Source organism: Chryseobacterium sp. C2(2020) (genome assembly GCF_014218915.1).
Taxonomy (GTDB): Bacteria; Bacteroidota; Bacteroidia; order Flavobacteriales; family Weeksellaceae; genus Chryseobacterium; species Chryseobacterium mucoviscidosis.
Genome location: NZ_JACLCT010000034.1, coordinates 13663 through 37077, shown reverse-complemented (window position 1 = coordinate 37077; position 23415 = coordinate 13663). Strand labels below are relative to the sequence as shown.

At 36.2% G+C, this 23415-nt stretch carries 21 protein-coding genes; 3 read left to right on the top strand and 18 right to left on the bottom strand.

What is annotated here, in order from left to right; translation table 11 throughout:
* The first annotated feature begins 66 nt into the window (after nt 1–66).
* On the top strand, nt 67–237 hold the full coding sequence (locus H6W52_RS16795) for a hypothetical protein (RefSeq protein WP_157967266.1): 171 nt from the start codon (nt 67–69) through the stop codon (nt 235–237).
* A 374-nt stretch (nt 238–611) separates the two neighbouring features.
* Here the strand turns inward: H6W52_RS16795 and H6W52_RS16790 are convergent, their stop codons facing one another.
* Together H6W52_RS16790 and H6W52_RS16785 are read right to left on the bottom strand one after the other, a co-directional pair.
* Complete coding sequence (locus H6W52_RS16790) at nt 612–947, bottom strand: hypothetical protein (protein ID WP_123892002.1); 336 nt, start codon at nt 945–947, stop codon at nt 612–614.
* 4 nt (nt 948–951) lie between these two features.
* On the bottom strand, nt 952–2367 hold the full coding sequence (locus tag H6W52_RS16785; RefSeq protein WP_116099189.1) for an APC family permease: 1416 nt from the start codon (nt 2365–2367) through the stop codon (nt 952–954).
* Nucleotides 2368–2855: 488 nt separating this feature from the next.
* Between H6W52_RS16785 and H6W52_RS16780 the strand changes: the two genes are divergently transcribed.
* Nucleotides 2856–3362, top strand: coding sequence for a DUF4920 domain-containing protein (locus H6W52_RS16780; RefSeq protein ID WP_116099190.1), 507 nt, complete (start codon nt 2856–2858; stop codon nt 3360–3362).
* A 112-nt stretch (nt 3363–3474) separates the two neighbouring features.
* Here H6W52_RS16780 and H6W52_RS16775 read toward each other — a convergent pair whose 3' ends face one another.
* A complete protein-coding gene (locus H6W52_RS16775; protein WP_116099191.1) occupies nt 3475–4584 on the bottom strand; it encodes a M14 family zinc carboxypeptidase in 1110 nt (369 codons plus the stop codon).
* Nucleotides 4585–5408: 824 nt separating this feature from the next.
* Between H6W52_RS16775 and H6W52_RS16770 the strand changes: the two genes are divergently transcribed.
* Complete coding sequence (locus H6W52_RS16770; RefSeq protein WP_116099192.1) at nt 5409–5954, top strand: helix-turn-helix domain-containing protein; 546 nt, start codon at nt 5409–5411, stop codon at nt 5952–5954.
* Between the two features lie 131 nt (nt 5955–6085).
* Here H6W52_RS16770 and H6W52_RS16765 read toward each other — a convergent pair whose 3' ends face one another.
* The 15 genes from H6W52_RS16765 to H6W52_RS16695 all read right to left on the bottom strand — a co-directional run bounded on the left by H6W52_RS16765 (nt 6086) and on the right by H6W52_RS16695 (nt 23408).
* Nucleotides 6086–7258 carry a proline dehydrogenase family protein gene (locus H6W52_RS16765; protein WP_116099193.1) on the bottom strand — a complete coding sequence of 391 codons (1173 nt, stop codon included), beginning with the start codon at nt 7256–7258 and terminating at the stop codon, nt 6086–6088.
* Between the two features lie 65 nt (nt 7259–7323).
* Complete coding sequence (locus H6W52_RS16760; protein ID WP_116099194.1) at nt 7324–8253, bottom strand: UbiA family prenyltransferase; 930 nt, start codon at nt 8251–8253, stop codon at nt 7324–7326.
* A 12-nt stretch (nt 8254–8265) separates the two neighbouring features.
* Entirely contained in the window at nt 8266–9192 is a 927-nt protein-coding gene (locus tag H6W52_RS16755) for a mevalonate kinase (protein ID WP_116099195.1), read from the bottom strand.
* 235 nt (nt 9193–9427) lie between these two features.
* On the bottom strand, nt 9428–11599 hold the full coding sequence (locus tag H6W52_RS16750) for a T9SS type A sorting domain-containing protein (protein WP_116099196.1): 2172 nt from the start codon (nt 11597–11599) through the stop codon (nt 9428–9430).
* 195 nt (nt 11600–11794) lie between these two features.
* A complete protein-coding gene (locus H6W52_RS16745; protein WP_116099197.1) occupies nt 11795–13324 on the bottom strand; it encodes an MFS transporter in 1530 nt (509 codons plus the stop codon).
* Between the two features lie 449 nt (nt 13325–13773).
* Nucleotides 13774–14955 carry an acetyl-CoA C-acyltransferase gene (locus tag H6W52_RS16740; protein ID WP_116099198.1) on the bottom strand — a complete coding sequence of 394 codons (1182 nt, stop codon included), beginning with the start codon at nt 14953–14955 and terminating at the stop codon, nt 13774–13776.
* A 56-nt stretch (nt 14956–15011) separates the two neighbouring features.
* Nucleotides 15012–15443: a hypothetical protein gene (locus H6W52_RS16735; RefSeq protein WP_116099199.1), complete on the bottom strand. Its 432-nt coding sequence runs from the start codon at nt 15441–15443 to the stop codon at nt 15012–15014.
* Nucleotides 15444–15450: 7 nt separating this feature from the next.
* On the bottom strand, nt 15451–15840 hold the full coding sequence (locus H6W52_RS16730; RefSeq protein ID WP_116099200.1) for a hypothetical protein: 390 nt from the start codon (nt 15838–15840) through the stop codon (nt 15451–15453).
* A 476-nt stretch (nt 15841–16316) separates the two neighbouring features.
* Entirely contained in the window at nt 16317–17699 is a 1383-nt protein-coding gene (locus H6W52_RS16725) for a nucleoside permease (RefSeq protein WP_185216820.1), read from the bottom strand.
* A 22-nt stretch (nt 17700–17721) separates the two neighbouring features.
* Nucleotides 17722–18321 (bottom strand): bifunctional nuclease family protein, encoded by a 600-nt coding sequence (locus H6W52_RS16720; protein ID WP_116099202.1) that lies wholly within the window; start codon nt 18319–18321, stop codon nt 17722–17724.
* 189 nt (nt 18322–18510) lie between these two features.
* The gene (locus H6W52_RS16715) at nt 18511–19458 is read right to left on the bottom strand and encodes an electron transfer flavoprotein subunit alpha/FixB family protein (protein WP_116099203.1); all 948 of its coding nucleotides are present in this window, start codon (nt 19456–19458) and stop codon (nt 18511–18513) included.
* Nucleotides 19459–19546: 88 nt separating this feature from the next.
* A complete protein-coding gene (locus H6W52_RS16710; RefSeq protein ID WP_116099204.1) occupies nt 19547–20293 on the bottom strand; it encodes an electron transfer flavoprotein subunit beta/FixA family protein in 747 nt (248 codons plus the stop codon).
* 183 nt (nt 20294–20476) lie between these two features.
* Nucleotides 20477–21184 carry an SDR family oxidoreductase gene (locus tag H6W52_RS16705; protein ID WP_116099205.1) on the bottom strand — a complete coding sequence of 236 codons (708 nt, stop codon included), beginning with the start codon at nt 21182–21184 and terminating at the stop codon, nt 20477–20479.
* A gap of 141 nt (nt 21185–21325) precedes the next feature.
* Complete coding sequence (locus H6W52_RS16700; protein WP_116099206.1) at nt 21326–22243, bottom strand: T9SS-dependent choice-of-anchor J family protein; 918 nt, start codon at nt 22241–22243, stop codon at nt 21326–21328.
* A gap of 160 nt (nt 22244–22403) precedes the next feature.
* Nucleotides 22404–23408 (bottom strand): T9SS type A sorting domain-containing protein, encoded by a 1005-nt coding sequence (locus tag H6W52_RS16695; RefSeq protein WP_116099207.1) that lies wholly within the window; start codon nt 23406–23408, stop codon nt 22404–22406.
* Nucleotides 23409–23415 lie beyond the last annotated feature (7 nt).

The window sequence follows — 23415 nt, the reverse complement described above, 5'->3', positions numbered from 1 at the left end:
TTCGTTGAAATTTTTGCCACCCCTCCGAAGAGGGGAATTTTTAGAGCCTTAAAATTTAATGATCAGTTGTCTACAATATCATGTACGATGGCTTCCAATAAATTGAGGAAGACTTCCGCAGAACTCCGGAGATTTAAAACAGAGTTGTTTGTAACCAACGGAGAAGTTCTGTGGTTTCCTGCAAACTGCGGGAGACTTCCGGAGAACTCCGGAGATTTAAAACAGAGTTGTTTGTAACCAACGGAGAAGTTCTGTGGTTTCCTGCAAACTGCGGGAGACTTCCGGAGAACTCCGGAGGTTTAAAACAGGGTTGTTTGTAAATAACGGAGAAGTTCTGTGAGTTTAAACATTTTTAAAGGTTTCGAAATTTCTAAACCACCCCGTCAAAAATTTCATGAAATTTTTGCCACCCCTCCAAAGTAGGGGAATCTTTCGGGACTTCTGATTTATTTTTCCTGTTTTTGATGGATGTAGCGGACAAAAATTGAAATTATACAGAAAAATCCTAGCCCAGATTGCAATGAAAATCCTTTTTGAAAAAAAGATTGTAATGGAAAGCTGGAAAAAGCTCCAAAAAAAAGCTGCCCGACTTTGCGAACAGCTTTATATGATTATTTCTTTTTGGCAAGACGGATATACTTTATATCACATTCTTTAAAGTGCCAGTACGGATTCATTGCATTGCCCGAATTTTGAATATAAATGGTGTCGCGATCATACATAGAACTGATATGTCCATAATCAAGGTAAGTCACCGTATCTTCTTTATATACCTTAATCTTTCCCTTTAATCGGATCTTATTGTTGATTCTTAATTCATAGTTTTTTTGAGGATTTATACTGATCTCCATTTTACACTTCTTTTCTACCGCAAAATAATTTCCGCTAATTTTCTGAGAAAATAAATTCAGTGACAGAAAGAAAAATCCTATAGATAAATATTTCAAGATTTTATTTTTCAGTTTTTTTATTCATATTAATGAGATAATACACGGGAAGTCCGAGTAAAACCATGAGAAAACCGGGCCATGTATACTGCTGTTTGTAGATGAGCAATAAGATACAGAAACCTGTCCCGATCAATAAATAAATAATCGGAGTCACCGGATACAGCCATGTTTTGTAAGGTCTTTCCAGATCCGGCTGTTTTATTCTCAGGTAAATAACGCCGAAAACGGTAATCATGTAAAATAGAACAATGACGAAAGAGATCATATCCAGCAAATTGCCGTACTGTCCGCTCAGACATAAAATGGAAGCCCAGATTCCCTGCATCCAGAGTGCATTTGCGGGCACATTGTTTTTGTTGTTCTGCTCTGCCTGTCTGAAAAACATTCCGTCTTTTGCCATCGTCTGAAACACTCTTGCTCCGGCTAAGATCAGTCCGTTATTGCATCCGAAAGTTGAGATCATCACCAAAACCGCAATAATTGCCGTTCCTGCATTTCCGAAAATGAAGTGTGAAGCAGCCACCGCTACCCTGTCGTTTTCCGCAAAAGCAATGGAATCTCTGTCTAAAGCGTTCAGGTAAACGTAATTGACGGCGATATATAAAATCATGACCGCAGTTGTTCCGTAGATCATAGATTTTACAACATTCTTCTTTGGATTTTCAATTTCTCCGGAAACGAAGGTTACACTTTCCCACGCTACCGAACTGAAAACGGAACCTACCATTGCTGCGGCAATTCCGCCCAGTAAAGTCATTCCTCCGATGGGTTCCCAGCCTTCTTTCAGAAAATTTCCTGAAATGTCTTTTTTAAGGTTGCTGAAAGCATCATACCCAAAACTGAAATTATCCGCTAAATGCGAAATATCCACCAGAATAAATCCTGTAGCAATAAGTCCCAGTAACGCTATGATTTTGGATCCTGTAAAGATATTCTGTAATAATTTTCCGCTTTCAACGCCTCTTGTGTTGAGCTGGGTTAATAAAATGATAGTAGCAATTGCTAAAATCTGGATCCATGTAATTTTAAATTCGCCACTCTGGAAAATCGGAGCTGCATCATTTAAAGCGGGAACGAGATAGGCTGTAAATTTCCCGAAAGCCATGGCAACGGCAGCAATTGTTCCTGTCTGAATGACCGTAAACAATCCCCAACCGTACAAAAAGCCCATTTTTCTTCCGAAAATTTCTTTAAGATAGGTGTATTGTCCTCCTGCTTTTGGAAACATAGCCGAAAGTTCTCCGTAACTGATGGCTGCTGCGACAGTCATGACTCCCGTAATAATCCAAACCACGATTACCCAGAATCCTGAGCCAAGATTCCGCATCATATCTGCGGCAACAATAAAAATTCCGCTTCCGATCATGGATCCCATTACCAGCATAATGGCATCCCAAAGTTTTAGTTTTTTCTGCATAATTGATTGTAGATTCCAAATATAAATAATTATAGGATTATTTTCTGTTTTATTTAATATTCGCCGGATTTTTCTATGAAATGATATTCAACGCAATGACCACAAGGTTTTTATTAAAAACAACAATGATTATTTTCCGTTCGCAAAGATACTTCGGCAGGCTCAGCATAAACTATTCACTCAGCGAATGATAAAAATATATAATTGATATTTAATTTTTTTTATATGATAATGTATTGAAATTAAGGCGTCTAAAAATTGTTTTCAAAATATAAGTTCGCTATCATTTGCTGAGTGAAACACCCTTGCGAACGGAATTTTTTCAAAGCTAATCCTATTATCTTTTGCGAACCCCGAGTTAAAAATAGATAACAAAGCTGGTCTTAAGAAAATGCATTCAAATTCTGAAAGATTGAACCTGTTTTTTATCAAATTTTTAATGTTTGCCGTTCAGAATTTTATTATTACTTTTGAAAAAAATAATTCAAATGAAATTCAAAGCGATATTATTTGCTGTAGCCGTGAGTGCTTCGTCTTTAGCTTTTGCACAGGAAACAAAAAAATTCGGACCTCCTGCAGGAAATGCTCTTGTAGGTGATGTTTACGGTGGCGGAGTTGCTTCAAATGTAGAATCTAAAGCAATTTCTGTAGATAAGCTGAGCAAAAAGCTTAAAAAAGATAAAAAAGTAGAAAACGTTGCCGTAAAAGGAAAAGTAATAGACGTTTGCGATAAAAAAGGATGTTGGTTAACAATCCAGACAGAAGATAACTCTCAGTTTTTTGTAAAAATGAAGGATTATGCATTCTTTGTTCCTACTGCTTTAAAAGGTAAAACTGTTGTTATGGACGGAACTGCGGAAAGAAAAATTACTTCTGTAGACGAGCAGAAACATTATGCGGAAGATGCTAAAAAGCCTCAGTCTGAAATCGATGCGATCAAAACTCCGAAAGAAGAGATCAGATTTGTAGCCAACGGAATTAAAGTCATAAACTAATTTCTGTTTTAATGAAATAAAGGATCTGTAATTGTACAGACTTCCTTTCTGAATGAACAGTCTATTTATATAAAATAAAAGCGGAATCATTACGGTTCCGCTTTTTTTATTTTCAGTCTTCTATTGTAAAATTCACTTCTGCATCAAGTTTCGGATATTTTGTTTCTGAGACAAATTTCTTTCCGGTACAGTCGATTTCGAGCCAGCCTTTTTTCTTCTTTACATCTCCTACTTCCATTACGAAAGGAATGAATGAGATTTCATCTTTTCCTTCTTCTTTGATCTCACGGTACTGAACCGCTACGTCTAAAATACATTCATGATCTGTATTCAGTTTTACATTTCTGTAAATAATATCATAGTGTGTTTCTCTGTTCTCAGGAATTTCGAGATAGGTTTCCCAACCTGTGGTTTCGGAATTTAATTCTGAAATCGCTTTTAACGCATAATATAAAGCAACCGTGTAATATTTTCGGGTTCCCTTTCTGGTGTAGTCGTCTACAAAATGTCCGCCTTCAAATAAAATCGTAGGCATTCCTGCTTTTATAAAATTATCGCCTGTGGAAGTCGGATAAAATTCATCAGAATATCTTCCGATCTGATTCGGGATTAATTCTTTCAGATGCTGATAAACTTCTGCAATTACCGCCATGCATTTTTTCCGGTTTTCGGTTACGGTTCTTTCTACATTTTCTGAGGGAGCCAAAAAAGACAACGTTGCCGGATGAATTCCGTCAGTTGTAAAAATTGTTCTCTGCTCATGAAGATTCAGCGCATAATCATATTTTTTTGAAGCCACTGTATTTTTTAAGAATTTGATCTCTTTACTGGCTTCGTTATGGAAGTCCCTGTTCAGATCGATATCGGCTGCATTTAATCTTGTCCATTTTTCGGATCCGTCGGGATTTAGCATAAAAATAAAATCAAGTTGAATTTTACTGAACAATTCTTCTTTCAACTCCGGAGCTTTATCTAAAGACACGAGCAAATCGAGCATCGCGTGTGTTGCGTTTGATTCGTTGCCATGCATCTGCGACCAGGCGAGTACATGAATATTTCCTGTTCCGACTGTTAACTTATAAATAGGTTTTTCTAAATAAGACGTTCCGATCTGTTTTATATGATCACTGAGATTGGTCTGTAGGTAAGAAAATAATTTTTCAGGGGAAATATAGCGATTTGGGAAATTTGGATTTTGTAAATAGATCTGTTCGAAGTTCATATAAATAGTTTACAATAGTCAAATTTAAGGCTTTTTTATGGAAAAATTAAATTTTACATTTGTGAAATAGTTAAACAATTGGCTATGACAAAATGTCTGTTGATAAAATTGTGGATTGATAACAATTTAATGCTTATATTTTAAATAACTCAATTTCAGTAATTTACAAAGTTTAATTAAATGAGTATTTGAATATTACTTTAAGTAGTAAAAGTCCTTGTTTTAAAGAAATATGAGGAAATTTGTTAAACAAAACTATTGTTGAAAACTTTGAATAAAACATTGTATACAAATGTAAATCATCGAAAAATACAGTCTTCCACTAAATTATTTCTGTTTTTAATTTCAGAAATTTAATCTGGTACATCTTAAAAAAGATCAATAACCATATTTTAGATTAAAATAATACAAAACCCAGTCCAAATGCGTTTGAAAGCTGTATTTTACAAAAGTAAAAAATTCATTTTACCCTATTATAAAGCGTTTATCTGTTATTTTAAGTACATTATCTGTATTTGATAATACAGTGTATTAAACCGCAACAAAATTATGTTTATTACATCAATAATGGTTTTTATATGAACATAACTTATCAATAAGTTATCGACGTTTTCAGCAAAATTTTATTGATTTTAATGATTTAACTGTGGATAAACTTTTGTAAAATTCAGAATTGTTTTTTTATCTATTGATTATAATGCTGATTTTTAGATGTTTGCTAAGTTTACAAATGTATTTTGCTTTAATTTACATTTGTTTATTTCTTTGATTTGCATTTGTAAATTTATTTATTTACATTTGTAACACGTTTTAAGAATGGTTTTATGAGTCTAAACGAGAGAATTTCAAAAGTTATCGAATATTCTAATCTTTCTTCTTCGGAGTTTGCAGATGAAATTGAAGTACAGCGATCTTCTATTTCGCACATAACGTCCGGAAGAAATAAGCCGTCGCTTGAGTTTATCATTAAAATAAAATCCCGCTTTCCTGAAATTCTTTGGGACTGGCTGATTACGGGTGAAGGTGAAATGCTGAAATCTGAGCTTCCCGACTCGAACATTCCTGAACTGAAAGAAGAAAGCTATGAAGAAGAGAAACCAAGAACAACTTCTCTCCCCGATCTTTTTACGATGGTAAATAATGATGAAAGTTTTGGCAGTGAAGAAACAGAAATAGAGCCGCCAAAAATGAATCGTCAGGAATCGTTTATATCGGATCAAAGTAAAGCTCACGAGAAAATATCGGATTCTCAGCGATTAGAAAAAAGTAATGATGAAATTATTGCTCAAGCTATTGAAAATCAGCAAAATAAGATTAAAAGAATCGTCATTTTCTACGAAAACGGAAAATTTGAAAGTTTTGAGCCCTAAAGTTATGACTGATTAAATTTATCAAGAAAAATTTGCCCTATTTCCATCTGACTTATAAAAAGCTGAGTTTAATTTGAGCCATAAAAAAGCCTCACAATATTTTTGTGAGGCTTAGCATTTATTTTTAAAATTTATCTGCCTGCTTTTCTTCTTTCGAGTTCTTTTTTAATCAGACCCAGTTCACGACCGGTTTGTCCTGCAACGGAAGTATTTTCCTGCGCTCTTCTGGTAAGATAAGGCACAACGTCTTTTACAGGTCCGTAAGGAAGGTATTTTGCCGCATTATAGCCTTTATCTGACAGATAGAACGTAATATTGTCGCTCATCCCGTAAAGCTGCCCGAAATAGATATGAGGATTTCCGTTTTCCAGTCCTTTCGCTTTCATTTTATCCATGACAAGCTCTGAAGAAATTTCATTGTGGGTTCCGAAAAATGCCGAAACTTTGTCTAAATGATTCATAACGAAATCAATTCCTGCATTGTAATTTTTATCGGAAGCATCTTTTGTCGGCTGAATAGGATCTGCATAGCCTTTTTCTGCGGCTCTTGCTCTTTCTTTTTCCATATAGGCTCCACGAACGATTTTATACCCGATAAAATAGCCTTTTTCTCTCGCTCGCTGAAGATGCACTTCCATATACTCCAGTCTTCCGGTTCTGTACATCTGAATGGTATTCCATACAATCGGTTTTTCCTGATTGTATTTCTCCATCATCTCTTCGCAAAGATGGTCTGCTGCATCCTGCATCCAGGTTTCTTCGGCATCTACCATTACTTTTTTGTCATGTTCGTGGCAAAGTTTACAGACTTCATCAAACCTTTTTACCACTCTATCCCATTCTTCTTTCTGGCTTGTTGTGAGTTCAGCATTTTTTCCGACAGCCTCGTACAAATCAATTCTTCCGAAAGCCGTAGGTTTAAAAACGATAAACGGAATTGCCGGATTTCCTACAGAAAATCTTACGATATCTTTGATCTCTTTGCAAACCGCATCAAAAGTTTCTTCGTCTTCCTTACCTTCAATAGAATAATCGAAAATACTTCCGACTCCTCTTCTGAAAAGCTGTTTCACTACCTTCATACTTTCTTCACGGGTTTCTCCTCCGCAAAACTGCTCAAACAAAGTGTTTTTTACAATTCCGGTAACGAAAGGAAAACTATTATGAACGGTGAAATTAAGAACAGAAGTTCCAATTTTTGTAAGAGAAGGCTGCTCAATCATTTTGAACATCCAATACGCTTTTCTTAACTGTGCATCGGATTTATCCGCAAATGCGACTTTAGTATCGTTAAAAATGGGCATTACTTTTTATAAATTTAAGGTTCTGCAAAGGTAAGAAAAGGATCAGGTTTTGTAAAGAAAATTTTTTATAATTTACCTTCCAGCCCGTTGAGAAGCATTGCGATTATCCCAATAAAAACCCAAATTCTGAGAATATTAAGCGTAACGAAATTGCTTTTTCTTGTATGATTTAAAATAAGGTAAACACAAAGGATGAAAATAAATAATCCGGCAGTAAAATAATACGCCATGAATCCTGCAATTCCTGTTTTCATGATCAGCTTCATGGATACTGCCATGGTAATGATGAGCAGAGAAATAATAATTGTTTTGGTATTCCTGCTTTTAAAATAATTGGGAATTGTTGTGTATCCAAATGCTTTATCAACGCTTTTTGTTAACGTATCTTTTACAATATCAATGCATAAAAGAATCAGAAAAAGAAAAACCGCCATGAGTAAAACTTTCTTCGAAAAGGTTTCATAATACACCATCATTCCGAAAAAAGGATACAATGTAAGGCTTACAAAGGTAAGATTGTTTAATATTAAAATCCTGCTGAGTTTATGGCTGTAAAACCACATAAAGAACTGATAAACTACAAAAAATACAAAAACATTATGCGAAATCATCCAGGCAACTCCCAAAGAAATTAAGCTTAAAACGAGGTAAGCATAGAGAAAATATTTCTGCTTAATGAAGCTCTGAATTCTCGTTCTGAAAGGCTTTACAACATGATCTTTTTCGAAATCGTAAAACTGATTGATAATTCCTCCGGCAAGAATCGTAAGAACCGTACAGAAAATAATCCCGTGAACTTTAAAATCAAATACGAATTTTCTGAAATTTTCATCCTGATTAAAGAGGAAAAATGTTGAAACATAGAGAGCAAAGATCAGCAGGACGGCAACAAAAAAGCGAGCTCCCAAAAGAAAGCCCACAAATTGTGAAAATCTGTAAAAAAAAGATTTTTGAATATAATTTCTCTGTTGGAAAGTTTCTTTTTCAGAATTCATTCACAACAATTTTTAGAATCTGTAAATCACTTCTTTATGGAAGCCATCAAGCATTTTTTCTGCTTTTTCGTAATCTTTGGTGAAACCTAAAATATAACCACCTCCGCCGCTTCCGCAGAGTTTTAAATAATATGCATTGGAGTCCAGACCTTTTTTCCAGACATTAAATAAACTTTCGGGAATCATGGGACGGAAATGTTCATACGCCCAGTGAGAAAGCTTTTTCAGATTTCTGAAAAACGGATTCATGTCTTTTTTAAGGAATGCATCAATACAAGCATTGTTGTAACGGATAAATTCTTCTTTCAGGGTTTTTCTGAAACCTTCGGTCTTCATTTTTTCAAAGAAAATCTGAACCATTGGTCCTGTTTCGCCAGTCATTCCGGAGTCGATTAAAAATATTGCCCCTTTTCCGGCTTCGCTTTCCGGAATGGCAACTTTATCTACACTTTCTTTGCTTTCGATAAGAATAGGAAGATTCATGTAGCAGATCAGAGGATCAATTCCTGAGCTTTTTCCGTGGAAATAGCTTTCCATTAAGCCAAAAACTGTTCGAAGACTTTTCAGTTCGTCTTTTGAAATATTTTCAGGCTCATGCTTGGAAACAGAATATCTTTCGAAAATTGCGGCAACCAAAGCACCGGAACTTCCTACTCCATATCCTTGAGGAATATTGCTGTCGAAGAATAATCCTTCAGAAATTTCTTCTTTAAACTTTGAAACATTAAGCTCAAAAGTTTCAGGAAGTTCTAGACTCTGCAGATAATCTGCGTATTTTTTAAGATGATCATTGGATTTTTTTTCAAATTCGGAATCCAGTGATGAGAACTTGAGGGTACCTTTATAGAAACTATAAGGTAATGTCAAACCTTGGGAATCTTCTATGATTCCGTATTCTCCGAACAAAAGAATTTTTGCGTAAAATAATGGGTTTGTCATTTATTTAAATAAATTTTTTTGCAAATTTAATACTATTCTTGTGAATATAAGCAAATCCCGCGCCGAATTCTAACAAATTTTAACAGCAAAATATTCTTAAATTTTAATTAAATCTAAAATCAGGATTCCTATTACTATAAATATACAAAAAAAGCCTGATTTTTTCAGGCTTTTTTACATTATGTTTAAAACTGTCTGTCTGCAGTTTATTATTAAAGAATGAAGAAGCTTAAAATTACTGCTTAATCAGCTTTTTGGTAATTTTCTGTTTTTCTGTTTCTACTGTCACTACGTAATTTCCTGTCTGCATGGAAGAAATAGTCACGTCATGTTTATTACCTTTTAATGAAGATTCAGATTTAATTAATCTTCCTGCTTCATCATAAATCTTGAATGATTTTAAAGCATCTTTTGAAGAAATTGTAATGATGTTTCTTGCCGGATTCGGATAAATATTAACCGTATTGTCTTTCGTATTTACATCTTCCACCGCCAAAACCGCACAGGAGAAATTCGCTTTCCAGCCAATGTCATTCACTGCAGGATCAGACACAAATCTTACCGTAATTGCACCAGAAGGATGAGTAGATGTAAATGTTCCCGGTAAAGCGATTCCTGTTAAACCATTTCCATTCGCAAACAGAGGAGAACTTGTAGAAGGACCGTTATAAATATACATAAAATCATAATCCTGCTCAAGACCGAATTCTGTAAAATTCATCGTTAAAGCTCCTGAACTTGGGTAGAAAGTTTTCACAATAGTCTGGCTGTCCCCGTAGTTGGAAGTGGTTCCTCCTGTATCTGTAAACTGCGCTCCGTCGCACCAGTCTCCATCTGTTAAAAACATCTGTGTTCTCTGGTAACCCGCAGAACAGTCTGTTCCTACTGATAAAAGATAATAGGTTGCGGGCTGAAGATTTGCCAAACTTAAAGATTGTGTAGAAGTTGTTCCGTTAGTAACAATGGTACCGTCATATTTCGTCAGTCTGTATTTCCATGAAGCAGATGTGGCATCGGTAAATGTTGCGTTTGCTGAAATCTGTGTAATGTTGGAAACAGAAAGTGAAGTCACCGTTGTAGAACATGCCGTTGTACAATTCATTCCTAAACAAGGTTTGGATTCCACTGTATTTCTGATCAAAGCAGCCGGTTGAGGACCGAAACCGTTTGCAAAATTAATTCCTACTCCTGAAACTAAGTGACAGTAGCTCATGATCGTTCCTTTCACTGTAGAAGAAGGAATAGGTCCTGTGGCGCAGGTTCCTTCAGGATAACCAGCCTGTGTTCCGCAACCATCGATTGCTGTTGAATTTCCGTTCCACGCACACGCATGAGTGTGAGGCGAACCTAAACTGTGTCCCATTTCGTGAGTCATCGCTTCGATGGTCCAGGAATAGACAGGAACATTATTATATGTTTGTGAAGCTCCGGAATACGCATGTCTGTTTGTTGTACAAAGAGAATTGATGTAAGCAACACTTGTTGTAGAGGGCTGATTGACCAAATGAGCCAGATCTCCGTTAAAAGTCTGTCGGTTGGTTCTGAAACTTGCCAGATTTGCATTCGGTGTTCCGGTGTAAGGATCTGCCGTTGTCCATACGTAAATTTCGTTTAAAGCGATTTTGATATCATCATTGCTGTAAAGCGTTGAGATATTGTTATGAATTGCGGTTAGCCAATTCGCTGTAGTTGTTGTATTAGATCCGTTGTTTGTGTAAGGTGTGTAGCAAACTTCGTAATAAATTCTTACGCAGTTTTGCGTCATGACCTTTCCTGTTGTTTTCTTGGCATCCGGATCGAAAGATATTTTTTGATTGTGATTATCCGTTAATTCATCCACACCGCAGACAAAAGGATTTAATCCTGTAAGTTTTGAATCTGAATAGCTTACAAAGTCTGTAGAATTTTTAACTTTTCCGAGAATTACATTTCCCAGTTCGGGGGTGGAAGCCACTCCTACCACATCATCTTCAAAAAAGCTGAACGCGACCACGGATTGATTGTCTCCTTTTACAATTCCCTGATAATATGCTCCGGGTGTATAATCTACGATTTCGCCTTTGTTGGTAGTCACTTTAAAATCTTTTGTAAATATCTGATTTTTATACAATTCCAAAGTAATTACCTTCTCATCGAAAGGAAAAGAAATTTCAAGATATTCAGGTTTTTCGTGTACTAACTTTTTGAGCTGTTTAGAATCGATATTCAGCACAGAAATATCGGTTGCCGCTCTTTTGTATTCGGCAAGTTTTTCTGAATTTTTGTTGATGGTGAATAAATCGAACTTTTCAAAGTTCTTCTTTTGGGTATGGTATTCCGAGACTTTTTGGGCTACAGGTCTCATGTTTTGGGAGAAGCCAAAAACCGCAGACTGCAAAATACAGAGAGTTAGAAATTTCTTAATCATTTTAACGACTTATTAGATTTGCAAATAAACAAAAAAAATCAAAACACAGTGAATAAATAATAATATTTTCACATTTTTTAATTGTTAAAAGTAATGAAAAATTTAATTACACCATAAAATATATAATTTCTCATGATGATTAAATAAAAAAGACGCTTTATCAGCGCCTTAAGTTTTTTAAAAATATAATTTCAATTATTTTTTCTGGGTATTGAGCTTCAAAAATCGTATTAAAATTAATCCGACAAAGAAAAACAATGCCATTGAAAATGCTGCGAACCTCATTCCTGAAGCAGAAGGCAGCGTAACATCAATTTTAGCAAAAATGGCTCTTAAAGAATCGTATTTGTCGATAAATAAAGCAAAAACAAATGTTCCCACGATGATGGCAATTTTTTCCAGAACATCGTAAAAACTGAAAAATGTTGTGTTTTCCATTGAGTTTTCCGGTAAAAGTTTGGAATAGGTAGATCTGGACATTGCCTGAAGTCCTCCCATTACCAAACCAACCACAGCAGCTACGCCATAAAACTGATACTCTACTGTAGGATTTTCTTTGTTAAGGAAATATGCCCAGATGCAGGCAACAATCCAAAGAATAATAGCAATGGTGATGACATTTTTGTTTCCGATTTTTCTGGATAATCTTGAGAATATTACGGCTCCGATGATGGCTTCAATCTGAATGACCAAGAGTGTTCCGATGAGTTTATCCTGTGGAAGATTGATCTCACTTTTACCAAACAGGGTTGCCATCAGGAAAATGGTCTGCATTCCTACACTGTAAAAAAAGAAGCTGGAAAGGAAAAATTTCAGGTTTCTATCCTTGAAAAGACCTTTTCCTACTTTAAATAATTCATGAAAACTTTCTTTAGCAATATCTTTATAGAAGCTTAAATTGTCTTTTAAAACTTCGAAGAACCCACCCTGTTCTTTATGTCTTTTGAAGATGTTTTTATAGTTTAAAAGGACTAAGTCTTTTGGAAGTTTTTCTTTCACATCCCCGAACTGAGGCAAATGTTTGAAGGTATACTGAGAAAAACCAAACCACCAAGCTCCGGTTAATAAAAAGCTGATTCTTGTGAACAGCAACTGTTGTGCAGCACCTTTTGCAAAAACCTGAATTAAAAGTAAACAGATGATCACCAAAACTACCGAGCCGATATATCCGTAAACGTATCCTTTTGCGGAAAGTGCATCCTGTTTGTCTCTTGTCGCAATATCAGGTAAAAAGGAGTTGTAAAACACCAGACTTCCCCAAAATCCTACACTTGCGGTAATGCTGAAGAGTAATCCTAAGAATACGTTGTGCATTCCGGTAAACATTGCCAATCCCATACAAGATGTAGCGCCTAAATAGCAGAAGAACTGAAGGAAGGATTTTTTGTTCCCGATTGTATCTGCCAAAGAGGATAGAAACGGAGATAATAAAACTACTATAAAGAAGGAAATCGTTAAGGAATATCCGTACACGGCATCGGGTTGATATTCTTTTCCAAAGATCTTAATCATGTGTCTTACAGGGACATCAATCCAGGATTTTGTTGCCGCCACATATTCTTTTTTTTCGTACGCTGTGGTAAGAATAGAATAGTAAATAGGGAAAATAGTAGAGGTAATTACCAAAGAATAAACGGAGTTTGCCCAGTCATAAACCGCCCAGGCTTTCATGATCTTTGGATTATTCTTTATGTTTTGAGTTTGCAGGTTCTCAATTTCAGACATTTCAAATAAATATTAATAAACACAAAAATAGCAAAACCGCTGAATATTCGTAGTTTTTTATTTTGTTTGAAGGAAATTTTATTATTGGGTTAAAGTTGCCGTACGTAAAATGGTTTTTCAGTATGCGTAAGTTATCTGAAAATGGTTCCTATTGTGCCTGACTATTTTTCGGACGAAAAAACGTTCTACATCAATTAGGCATTGTATTTTTTTAATTGAGTTTGATTTTTAAAAGTTTTTTAACCTTTCAAATGATTTTTACCGATAATTTCTATGGATGGCTGGAATTTTAGCCCCGATTGAAGCTTTGTCTGAGCTCATTTTGGGATTCGGCGGCGGCAAAAGCCGCCGCCGAATCCCAAAATAGCGAGTGCGGAAAGCGGGAAAAAGCTCCAAAAAAAAATCCGAAAGTAAAAACTTCCGGATTCTGAATATATCAATATAAATGATTATTGCATATTTTCGATAACGATTGCAGAAGCACCGCCACCTCCGTTACAGATTGCTGCTGCGCCGTATTTACCGTTATTCTGCTTTAAAACGTTGATAAGAGTCACGATAATTCTTGATCCTGAACTTCCAAGAGGGTGACCAATTGCCACAGCTCCACCGTTCACATTTACTTTAGAAGCATCCAGCCCTAAGATTTTGTTGTTTGCCAAACCTACAACAGAGAAAGCTTCGTTGAATTCGAAGAAATCGATATCTGAAACCTCTAACCCTGCTTTTTTAAGAGCAATCGGTAAAGCTTTTGCAGGTGCTGTAGTGAAATCTTCAGGAGCCTGCGCTGCATCTGCGTAAGAAACGATTCTTGCCAAAGGTTTAAGTCCCAATTCTTCCATTTTTTCTTTAGAAACAAGGATTAAAGCAGAAGCTCCGTCGTTTAATGTAGAAGCGTTTGCTGCCGTTACTGTTCCTTCTTCTTTTTTGAATACTGTAGGAAGTGAAGGAATTCTGTCGAAATTTACGGTTTTATATTCTTCATCTTCTGCAAAAACGATTGGATCTCCTTTTCTCTGAGGGATTTCCACAGGGACAACCTCATCGGCAAATTTACCTTCAGACCAGGCTTTTGCTGCTCTTTTGTAAGATTCTATGGCGAAATTATCCTGCTCTTCTCTTGAAATGCTGTAATCTGTTGCACATTTTTCTGCACAAACTCCCATGTGAACTTTGTTGTAAACATCTGTAAGACCGTCCAGAACCATTCCGTCCTGCATTTTTACATCGCCTAATTTTGTAGCATTTCTCGCGTTGTAGTAATGTGGAACTGAAGACATGTTTTCCATCCCTCCTGCAACAATTACGTCTGCATCTCCTGCTTTAATTGCCTGTGCCGCCATGGAAACTGCTTTCATTCCGGATGCGCAAACTTTATTTACCGTGGTAGAAGGTGTTTCGTTTGAAAGCCCTGCACCCAAAGCAACCTGACGCGCCGGAGCCTGTCCTTCTCCCGCCTGTAAAACGTTCCCCATGTAGATTTCCTGAACCTGTTTAGGATCCATACCGATTTTGTCTAATGCTCCTTTTACAGCAACTGCTCCCAGTTTAGTTGCAGGAACTGCTGATAAACTTCCCAAAAAACTTCCCATCGGAGTTCTTACTGCGGAAACGATGAATACTTCTTTCATTTTTTATAATTCTATTTTTTACGTTTAGTTGAAGCCGAATTGTATGATCCGGCTGTTTATTTTTTATTTTCTTTTACTTTTACCAAGACAAAATCGTAGGTATCGTTCTCGAATTTTGACTGGATTTTTACATAATTATCCTGCGTGGCAAGAACTTTATTGCTTAAAACATCGCCTACTTTTATGGGATGCTCTTTTTCGCTTTTTTCAACAACGACTAATTTATAATCGCAGTCTCCTACAAAAACCATGGATAATTTTATAAAATCTTTACCGTCGTTATAATATTCGGTCTGTATATTATCTTTTACGGTCATGTACCAAAGATTGGGAGGATAATTCATTCTAAAGAATTTTCCTTCTTTGATGTTGGCGCATTTTGCAGGATTGTCAACAGGTTTATTTTTTGCTGTTACCTTCGTCTGTGCATTTACGTAAGATGCACCCAAAAAAAATACTCCGATCGAAAATATTTTAAAAAAATTCATACGTGAATTATGCTTTTACTTTATTATTTTTAACTAAAATGATCATGAATGCTCCTAAAAATTCTAAGATCCAGCCCCATTTTAACTTAACTATTCCCGCAAGTTTATCCTGCCAGGATTTAAACGGCATAAAGCTGAAGTAATCTGAAGCCTGAAGTTTTACGGCGATGAGTGTAAAAACAAACAGAAGCAGCAGAAGAACTCCAAAAATCTTCGAAACTTTTGCATTATTGTTTGCAATACCAAACAGGGCTCCAGCAGACAAAATCCAACAGATTATTGCCAGAGAATGATCGAGCTTCCAATAGTTCCAGTTTCCGATGATGGGAACGTGAACGAGCGGCAGAAAACTTCCTGCAACCACCAACACCAATCCTAATAACTGAATATTTTTCATATTTCTTAAAGTGCCAAAATACAAAAAAAAACACACTCCAAAAAGTGTGTTTTTCTATGATGAAAATTCATATTAAAAATTGATATATAACAGCTCCAATCCTATCTGAACGCCATATTTGTTATTAATTTTCGCCTGATCGTTAAATATGGGTGTGAAATCTTTTTTCACGAAAATATTAAGCGGATCCGGTTGAAAGAAAATTTTCTCCCAAAAAAGAAAAATATTTAACTTATCTGGAATATCTTGCTATATTTTATCTGATTACTATTTTACTTTTAAGAATTTTTAATTTAAAAGTTTTCTTATTTCTCCGATCCTGCTTTTTTGCCAGTTTAAAATTCTCTTCTAAATTCTTCATTAATTAGTTTCTGTTTATAAGACAAGATATTTTTAAAAGGGTTGCCTGAATATCAAAAAAAATTGCACTTTTTTTGAAAGTGCAATTTAATATATTCGTTATCAATGTAATAAAATTAATGTTTAATATCCGATGTCTGAATAGGGGTATGTTTGTGCCTGAACAGAACAGCAAATAAAAGAGCTAAAACCAACGCATAGGCTGCGAAAGAAAGCCAGATATTATGCCAGTCTTTTACCATTACAATAGAAGATAACGTTCCGTCCGGATTTACCGCAGAATTGAAACTCTTTTGCAGGATTCCTAAAAAAGTCTGATTATCAGGCGTTGTTTCAAGATAATTTGCCAGTGAGGAAGCGGTAGTAAATTTGTGGGTGAAGAATTTATCGATTGCCCAGCCTGCAGCATAACTTCCGAAAACCGCTCCGAAACCATTCGTCATCATCATGAATAATCCCTGAGCCGAAGAACGGATCTTTTTATCGGTGGTGGTTTCCACAAAAAGTGATCCTGAAATATTAAAGAAATCGAAGGCCATTCCGTACACCACGCAGGAAAGAATGATTAAACCTAAACCATATCCTTCCGGAACTCCATAAGCAAAGAAACCAAATCTTAAAACCCACGCAAACATTGAAATCAACATTACTTTTTTAATTCCGTATCGCTTTAAAAAGAAAGGAATCGCTAAAATGAACAGGGTTTCAGAAACCTGAGAAATGGACATAATAATGGTAGATCTTTTCACAACGAAAGAGTCTGCATATTTCGGAAAATGTTCAAATTCGCTCAGGAATACGTCTCCGTAAGCATTAGTAAGCTGTAAAGCCGCTCCTAACAACATGGAGAACAGGAAAAACAAGGCTGTCTTGTAATCTTTGAACATTTTAAAGGCATTTAAGCCTAATTGCTCCGACAATGGTGCTTCTTTGTCTATTAATTTTTGTGGAGGACATTTTGGTAACGTTAAAGCGTAAATTCCTAAGAAAACAGCAACCGCTCCTGCAATATAAAACTGTCCTTCCGTAGCTTTGTTCCCCGTAAGATTGGTAATCCACATGGCTACAATAAAACCGATGGTTCCCCAAACACGGATTGGCGGAAAGTCTTTCACAACATCCAGCTCACTGTTTTTAAGAATGGTATAAGATATTGAATTGGCTAATGCAATAGTGGGCATGTAAAAACACATCGCCACAAGCATTACCGTGAAGAAAGAACCGGGATCCGCCGAGTGAGGCAGAATGAAAAGCACAATACCGTATAAAATGTGTAACGCTGAAAAAATTCTTTCTGCGTTTACCCAACGGTCGGCAATAATTCCGGTGATGGTCGGCATAAAAATGGAAGCAATTCCCATGGTTCCGAAAACAGCACCAAACTGCGCTCCGTCCCAATGTTTTGTACCGAACCAAAAATTAGCCATCGTAATCAGCCAAGCTCCCCAAACGAAGAACTGCAGAAAACTTAAGATGGTCAGTCGTAATTTTAAGTTCATAAGTCAGTATAAATAATCTCTTTTAGTCAATTTTTTTCTTTCTCCTCTTGATTTCTTCCTGAATTTCAAGAGCAGTATCGTAATCTTCTTCTTTTACCGCTTCATCCAATAACTTTTGCAATTCTTCCATTGAAATGGATTTCAGATTATCTTCTGCCTGAACGGTTTCGGAAAATGACTGCTCTTCTTTGGATACATCTTCCAGTTCCAGAAGAATTCCTGCTTCGTTCAGCACCTGTTGTGTGGTAAAAATAGGCGCATCAAACCGCACTGCCATCGCTACCGCATCGGAAGTTCTTGCATCTAAGATAAGCTCTTCGTCGGTTGCCTTATTTTTAAAGTTGATATTTGAGAAGAAAACGCCGTCTACAATCTGATAGATGATAACGGATACAAGTTCGTAATTTGCAGAATGTATAAATTTTGTAAATAAATCGTGTGTAAGAGGACGAGGGGGATGAATGTCTTTCTCAAGCCCCAAAGAAATGGATTGTGCCTCAAAATTCCCTATAACAACAGGTAATTTAATATGTGTTTCTTCATGTTCCAATAGTAGTGCGTACGCCCCGGATTGTGTCTGGCTGTACGATATCCCGCGTATAATTAACTGTTTATAATCCATAGCTACAAATATAGATTAATTTTTCAAAGTTTTTTTTACTTTTTAGACAAAAATAAAAGCCCGAAATGGGCTTTTATATGCGAATTGTGAATTAACGACATTGCCAATTTTACTTCGTAAGTGAATTTTTCGAGATATCCATTAAAAATTTATATCTGAAATAATTGACGATTATCAATTCACTTTTTTTTATCCTTTAAGAGCTTTAATTTTTTCTGTTAATGCAGGGATAATCTGGAAAGCGTCTCCTACTACTCCATAATCTGCTGATTTGAAGAACGGTGCTTCAGGATCACTGTTGATTGCAACGATTGTTTTAGAAGAGTTTACTCCCGCCAAATGCTGAATTGCTCCGGAAATACCGATGGCAATATAAAGATTTGGAGAGATTGCTTTACCTGTTTGTCCTACGTGTTCTGAGTGAGGTCTCCATCCAATGTCTGAAACCGGCTTGGAACAAGCTGTAGCTGCACCCAAAACGTTTGCAAGATCTTCTACCATTCCCCAGTTTTCAGGACCTTTCATTCCTCTTCCTGCTGAAACAACGACTTCCGCTTCTTTAAGATCTAATTTTCCTGAACTCTGCTCGTGAGAGATTACTTTAGTATCTTCATTTGCTACAGACAGATTTTTTACTTCTTCTGAACCTGAAACTGTACTTTCCTTCACTCCGAAAGCGTTTTGGGATACTGTTACAATAACTCCGTTCCCTTCTGCTTTTGCATGCATAAATCCTTTTCCTGAAAAAGCTCTTCTTTTCACCTGAAACGGAGAAAGGCTTTCAGGAGCTTCCAGTACATTCGTAACTAAAGAATGTCCGTTCATTACTGCCAACATCGGAGCGATGGAAGAGGCATCTGTTGTATGAGGGAAAACGATGATGTTTCCGTTTGCCACTTCACTTACCGCCTGAGCGTAAGCTTTAGCGGAGAAACTTTTAAGACCTTCGTCTTTGATGTTGATTACATTTGATGCTCCATATTTATACAATAGATCTGAAGAATCTGTAGGGTTTACAGAGATTGCCGTTACGGTATCTCCTGCCTGATCTGCAATAGCTTTAGCATAAGAAACTGCTTCAAAAGCCGCTTTTTTGTAAACTCCGTTTATATTTTCTGCGTATACGAATACTGCCATTTTTTGAATTTTAAAAAATTAAAGGTTTAGGTTTAGGCTAAGATTTAGAATTTAAATTTAAATCCAAAACTCAGTCTTAGCCTCAATATTAGATAACTTTCGCTTCTTCGTGAAGTAATCTTACCAATTCATCCAAATTATCCGGAGAAACCAATTTTACGGCTGCTCTTGGCGGAACGCTGTCATAAGAAACTCCCTGAACTTTCACCTCAGAAGAAGTAGGTTCCACTACCTGCAAAGGTTTTGTTCTTGCAGACATAATTCCTCTCATGTTAGGAATGATAAGATCTTTTTCGTCTACCAATCCTTTCTGACCCGCGATTACAGCCGGTAATTTTACAGAAATGGTTTCTTTACCTCCTTCAATTTCTCTTACAGCAGTAGCTTCGCTTCCGTTTACGTCAAGTCCTACAGATGCGTTTACGAAAGGCTGGTTTAATAACTGAGCCACCATTCCCGGAACAGAACCTCCGTTATAGTCGATTGATTCTTTCCCGCAAAGGATTAAGTCATATCCTCCGTTTTGTGCAACTGCTGCAATTTCTTTAGCTGTAGAGAAACTGTCTTTAGGATCAAGATTTACTCTTACAGCATCGTTTGCTCCGATTGCCAAAGCTTTTCTTACAACAGGCTCTGTAGAAACATCTCCTACATTAATTACTGTAACTGTAGCACCTTGAGATTCCTGTAATTTTATTGCTTTTGTTAACGCAAATTCGTCAAGAGGATTAATTACCCACTGAATTCCGTTTTTGTCGAATGCAGATTTATCCGCTGTAAAGTTAATTTTGGAAGTAGTATCCGGAACACTACTTATACAAACTAATATTTTCATATGTTGTTCTTATTGTTTTAATGGTCAGATGAAACTTTTCGGTTTCATGTGTACTATTTTTTAGCCCTTAATTAATTTAATGTTTCTTTAAATTGTAACTCAATTATCTGTTGCTAATATAAATAAAAAATATATTATGCATGCATAGTACTTATTATTTTACTATTCAATGCATTAAAGTCATTATTTAGCGGGTTTTGTTGCCCGAAATTCGATCTTACTCGGTAAAACTCTTGGGTTCATTTTTAAAATATCCAAAACCAGATTCCCCATATCTTCGGGCTGGATCTTCCATGCGTCTTTTTCCGAAGGAATATTTCCGTTGAAATGCGTGGCTACAGAACCCGGCATAATTACCGTAGATTTGATATTGTATTTTCTTAAATCGATCATTGCAGCCTGTGTGAAACCTACTACGCCAAATTTTGAGGCATTATAGCCTGTTCCGTTTTCAAAGAAATTCGCTCCCGCCAGACTTGAAACGGTGATGTAATATCCTTCTGTTTTTTTCAGTTCTTCCACGGAAGCTTTTAATGTGTAGAAAACACCTGTCAGATTTGTTTCAATCATATCCTTCCACTCTTCAGGAGAAAGTTCATCCACAGGCTTAAAAATTCCCAAACCGGCATTTGCAATCACAAAATCGAGTCTGCCAAATTTTTCTTTTGTCTGTTGTACCGCTTTTTCTTCGTTTTCAAGAACTTTTACATCCGATACAATTCCCAGAACGTTTTCAGAAATCTGCTTTAAATCCTGTTCAGCTTTTTCCACATCTTCCTTTTTTCTTCCCGAAAATGCAACCGAAACTCCGTTTTCAAGCAAAATTTTGGCAATTCCGAAACCGATGCCTTTGGTTCCACCTGTGATGTATGCTACTTTATTATCGATCATAATTATTGCGAATTTAAGTTCTTAAAAATAACAAAAATGCTTTAAATAAAGTAATTTTTATTGCCTAACATTTGTCAGTTTACTGATTCAAATAAAAAAGCGCTTCGAATCGAAGCGCTTTGAAAATAATATAGAATTTATTTATTTTTTGATGAATTTCTGAGAGATTTTATTTCCTTTGGATTCCATGCTGATGATGTATGATCCGGAATTGAGATGTTTTACATTTATCTTATCTCCTTCCACTTTTACCTCAACTTTTTTACCTGCAATGTCAAAAACTTCGATATTGCTGAATTTGTCTGCTGATTTGATGGATATGTAATCTGTTGTAGGGTTTGGATATACAGATATGCTTTTTTCATTTAAGGCAACATCATTGGTAGATAATGTAGGTCTGTCAATAGAAAAAGTATCGATTCCTATAAGATCCGAATTGCTTCCGCTTGGTCCTCCGTCTGTAACGTAATATCTAAAGGCAAATCTTACCGGAACCGGATTTGCACCTACTCCTGTAACGTTAAAGCTGTATTTGGTCCATGTTTTAGGATAAACAAAACCTGAAGCCAGATTTGGATTCACAGATACTCCTAAGTTGGTAAAAGATCCGACAGCGGAAGCTCCTGTTGTAGGAAGAACCGCACCGGCTGCCAATGCATATCTCAGCTCCAGACGATCGGGATAGTCTATCGTTCCGTCTGTTCCCTTTCTGGAATAAAAGCTCACAATATCTCCATCTTTTACGTCTATGGCATTTGTAAATAACCAGTTGCTGATTGTCCCCGCTCCTGATGTACTTGTGTAATTTACCAACGCAAAAGAATTTGCACCTCCTGCCTGTCCTACAGGAACAGTGGTGGTATTGCCGCTCCCGAACAGAGGATTTGTAAGAGGGGTCGCGTAGGTTGCTTTTGTCCAGACCGAAGTGGTTACCGGACTGCTCTGATTAGAGGTTGTCCAGTTTGTGAAAGCGGTATCAAAACCATAGCTGTAAACGTTGGTCTGCGCATTCATTGAGACCAGGCTCAGAATTGAGCCGAGTAGTAAAATTTTTCTCATATCATTAAAATTTAGTTTTATAAATATATTAATAATATTTTGAAAATAAAACAATTATATTTAAAATATAACACTGATACCACATTTTTAATGTATTATTTTAACTAAAACGGCTGCATTTATGATAATGCAGCCGTTTTTAATATAAACAATTTCTTTTCTATTCTTTAATCAGTTTTTTAGTAATTAAACCTTGATCTGTTTTAATTCCCAATACATAATTTCCCGTTGCCAAGCCAGAAACATTCACTTTATTTCCGCTTAAAGGAAGATCGATTCTTTTTCCGGAAAGATCATAAACGTATACTGAAAGTATTTTATTTTTACCTTCAATCGTTACAATATCTTTTGCAGGATTAGGATAAATATCAATAATTTCTTTTGTATTCGAAACTTCTTCTTTAGTAGCAAGAATTGTATTGTTGGAATAAGATAAATTAAAATTATCAATTGCCCAGTTATAAGCTACAGAATTTCCTGAAGCATTAATATTATAAGTACGGTATTGTCCCACATCCAAAGCAGGAATTAAGGCATATCCTGAAGGAGGAGTAGAGAAAGTGTAACTTTCCTGTGGAGTATACCAATTCATTACTCCGGTTGTCATATTATACGCCATACCTACATTAACCCACGTGTTCGCAGGGTAGGTTCCTCCTAAAGTTTTAATACCAAAGAAACCTCTTGTTCCGGCATTGGTTAATGTACCTCCTGCTGTTATGGTTTTGGTAGCTACATTGTAAATAAGACTTACAATTACTCCGGGAGTTGTTGCGTCATCAAAAAGCGTAATGTACACAGATCCTGTACCGTTTGCAGATCCTGTATAAAAATTACAGGTCGCTTTGATAATATCATTTCCTGCTGTAGCATTAACTCCTACCAGTTTAACCACAGAATGGTTGTTGGGATCGCTTGTCGCTACATATCCTGAACCCGCTGTAATTTTTAATGAATTTGCATGAGTAGCATCAATAGTAGCGATCTGGTAATCTGAAGCAACACCGTTTAACAGATAATAGCCTCCCTGCCCTGCAGAAGCTCCTGTAAAGTTTGTGCCAACATTTCCGGGCGTTAAGCTGTTAAAATTCTGGCTGTCAATAACCTGTCCGTAAATACTGCCTATAGAAAGTATTCCGGAAATAAAAAGTAGAATTTTTTTCATTAGATTT

Excerpts from the sequence above, each read along its gene's own strand:
- H6W52_RS16735 (WP_116099199.1), bottom strand. The coding sequence starts at position 15,443 with ATGAATTTTTTTAAAATATTTTCGATCGGAGTATTTTTTTTGGGTGCA.
- H6W52_RS16775 (WP_116099191.1), bottom strand. The coding sequence starts at position 4,584 with ATGAACTTCGAACAGATCTATTTACAAAATCCAAATTTCCCAAATCGC.
- H6W52_RS16720 (WP_116099202.1), bottom strand. The coding sequence starts at position 18,321 with ATGGATTATAAACAGTTAATTATACGCGGGATATCGTACAGCCAGACA.
- H6W52_RS16760 (WP_116099194.1), bottom strand. The coding sequence starts at position 8,253 with ATGAATTCTGAAAAAGAAACTTTCCAACAGAGAAATTATATTCAAAAA.
- H6W52_RS16715 (WP_116099203.1), bottom strand. The coding sequence starts at position 19,458 with ATGGCAGTATTCGTATACGCAGAAAATATAAACGGAGTTTACAAAAAA.
- H6W52_RS16755 (WP_116099195.1), bottom strand. The coding sequence starts at position 9,192 with ATGACAAACCCATTATTTTACGCAAAAATTCTTTTGTTCGGAGAATAC.
- H6W52_RS16710 (WP_116099204.1), bottom strand. The coding sequence starts at position 20,293 with ATGAAAATATTAGTTTGTATAAGTAGTGTTCCGGATACTACTTCCAAA.
- H6W52_RS16785 (WP_116099189.1), bottom strand. The coding sequence starts at position 2,367 with ATGCAGAAAAAACTAAAACTTTGGGATGCCATTATGCTGGTAATGGGA.
- H6W52_RS16730 (WP_116099200.1), bottom strand. The coding sequence starts at position 15,840 with ATGAAAAATATTCAGTTATTAGGATTGGTGTTGGTGGTTGCAGGAAGT.
- H6W52_RS16750 (WP_116099196.1), bottom strand. The coding sequence starts at position 11,599 with ATGATTAAGAAATTTCTAACTCTCTGTATTTTGCAGTCTGCGGTTTTT.
- H6W52_RS16780 (WP_116099190.1), top strand. The coding sequence starts at position 2,856 with ATGAAATTCAAAGCGATATTATTTGCTGTAGCCGTGAGTGCTTCGTCT.
- H6W52_RS16770 (WP_116099192.1), top strand. The coding sequence starts at position 5,409 with ATGAGTCTAAACGAGAGAATTTCAAAAGTTATCGAATATTCTAATCTT.
- H6W52_RS16765 (WP_116099193.1), bottom strand. The coding sequence starts at position 7,258 with ATGCCCATTTTTAACGATACTAAAGTCGCATTTGCGGATAAATCCGAT.
- H6W52_RS16725 (WP_185216820.1), bottom strand. The coding sequence starts at position 17,699 with ATGAACTTAAAATTACGACTGACCATCTTAAGTTTTCTGCAGTTCTTC.
- H6W52_RS16695 (WP_116099207.1), bottom strand. The coding sequence starts at position 23,408 with ATGAAAAAAATTCTACTTTTTATTTCCGGAATACTTTCTATAGGCAGT.
- H6W52_RS16705 (WP_116099205.1), bottom strand. The coding sequence starts at position 21,184 with ATGATCGATAATAAAGTAGCATACATCACAGGTGGAACCAAAGGCATC.
- H6W52_RS16700 (WP_116099206.1), bottom strand. The coding sequence starts at position 22,243 with ATGAGAAAAATTTTACTACTCGGCTCAATTCTGAGCCTGGTCTCAATG.
- H6W52_RS16745 (WP_116099197.1), bottom strand. The coding sequence starts at position 13,324 with ATGTCTGAAATTGAGAACCTGCAAACTCAAAACATAAAGAATAATCCA.
- H6W52_RS16740 (WP_116099198.1), bottom strand. The coding sequence starts at position 14,955 with ATGAAAGAAGTATTCATCGTTTCCGCAGTAAGAACTCCGATGGGAAGT.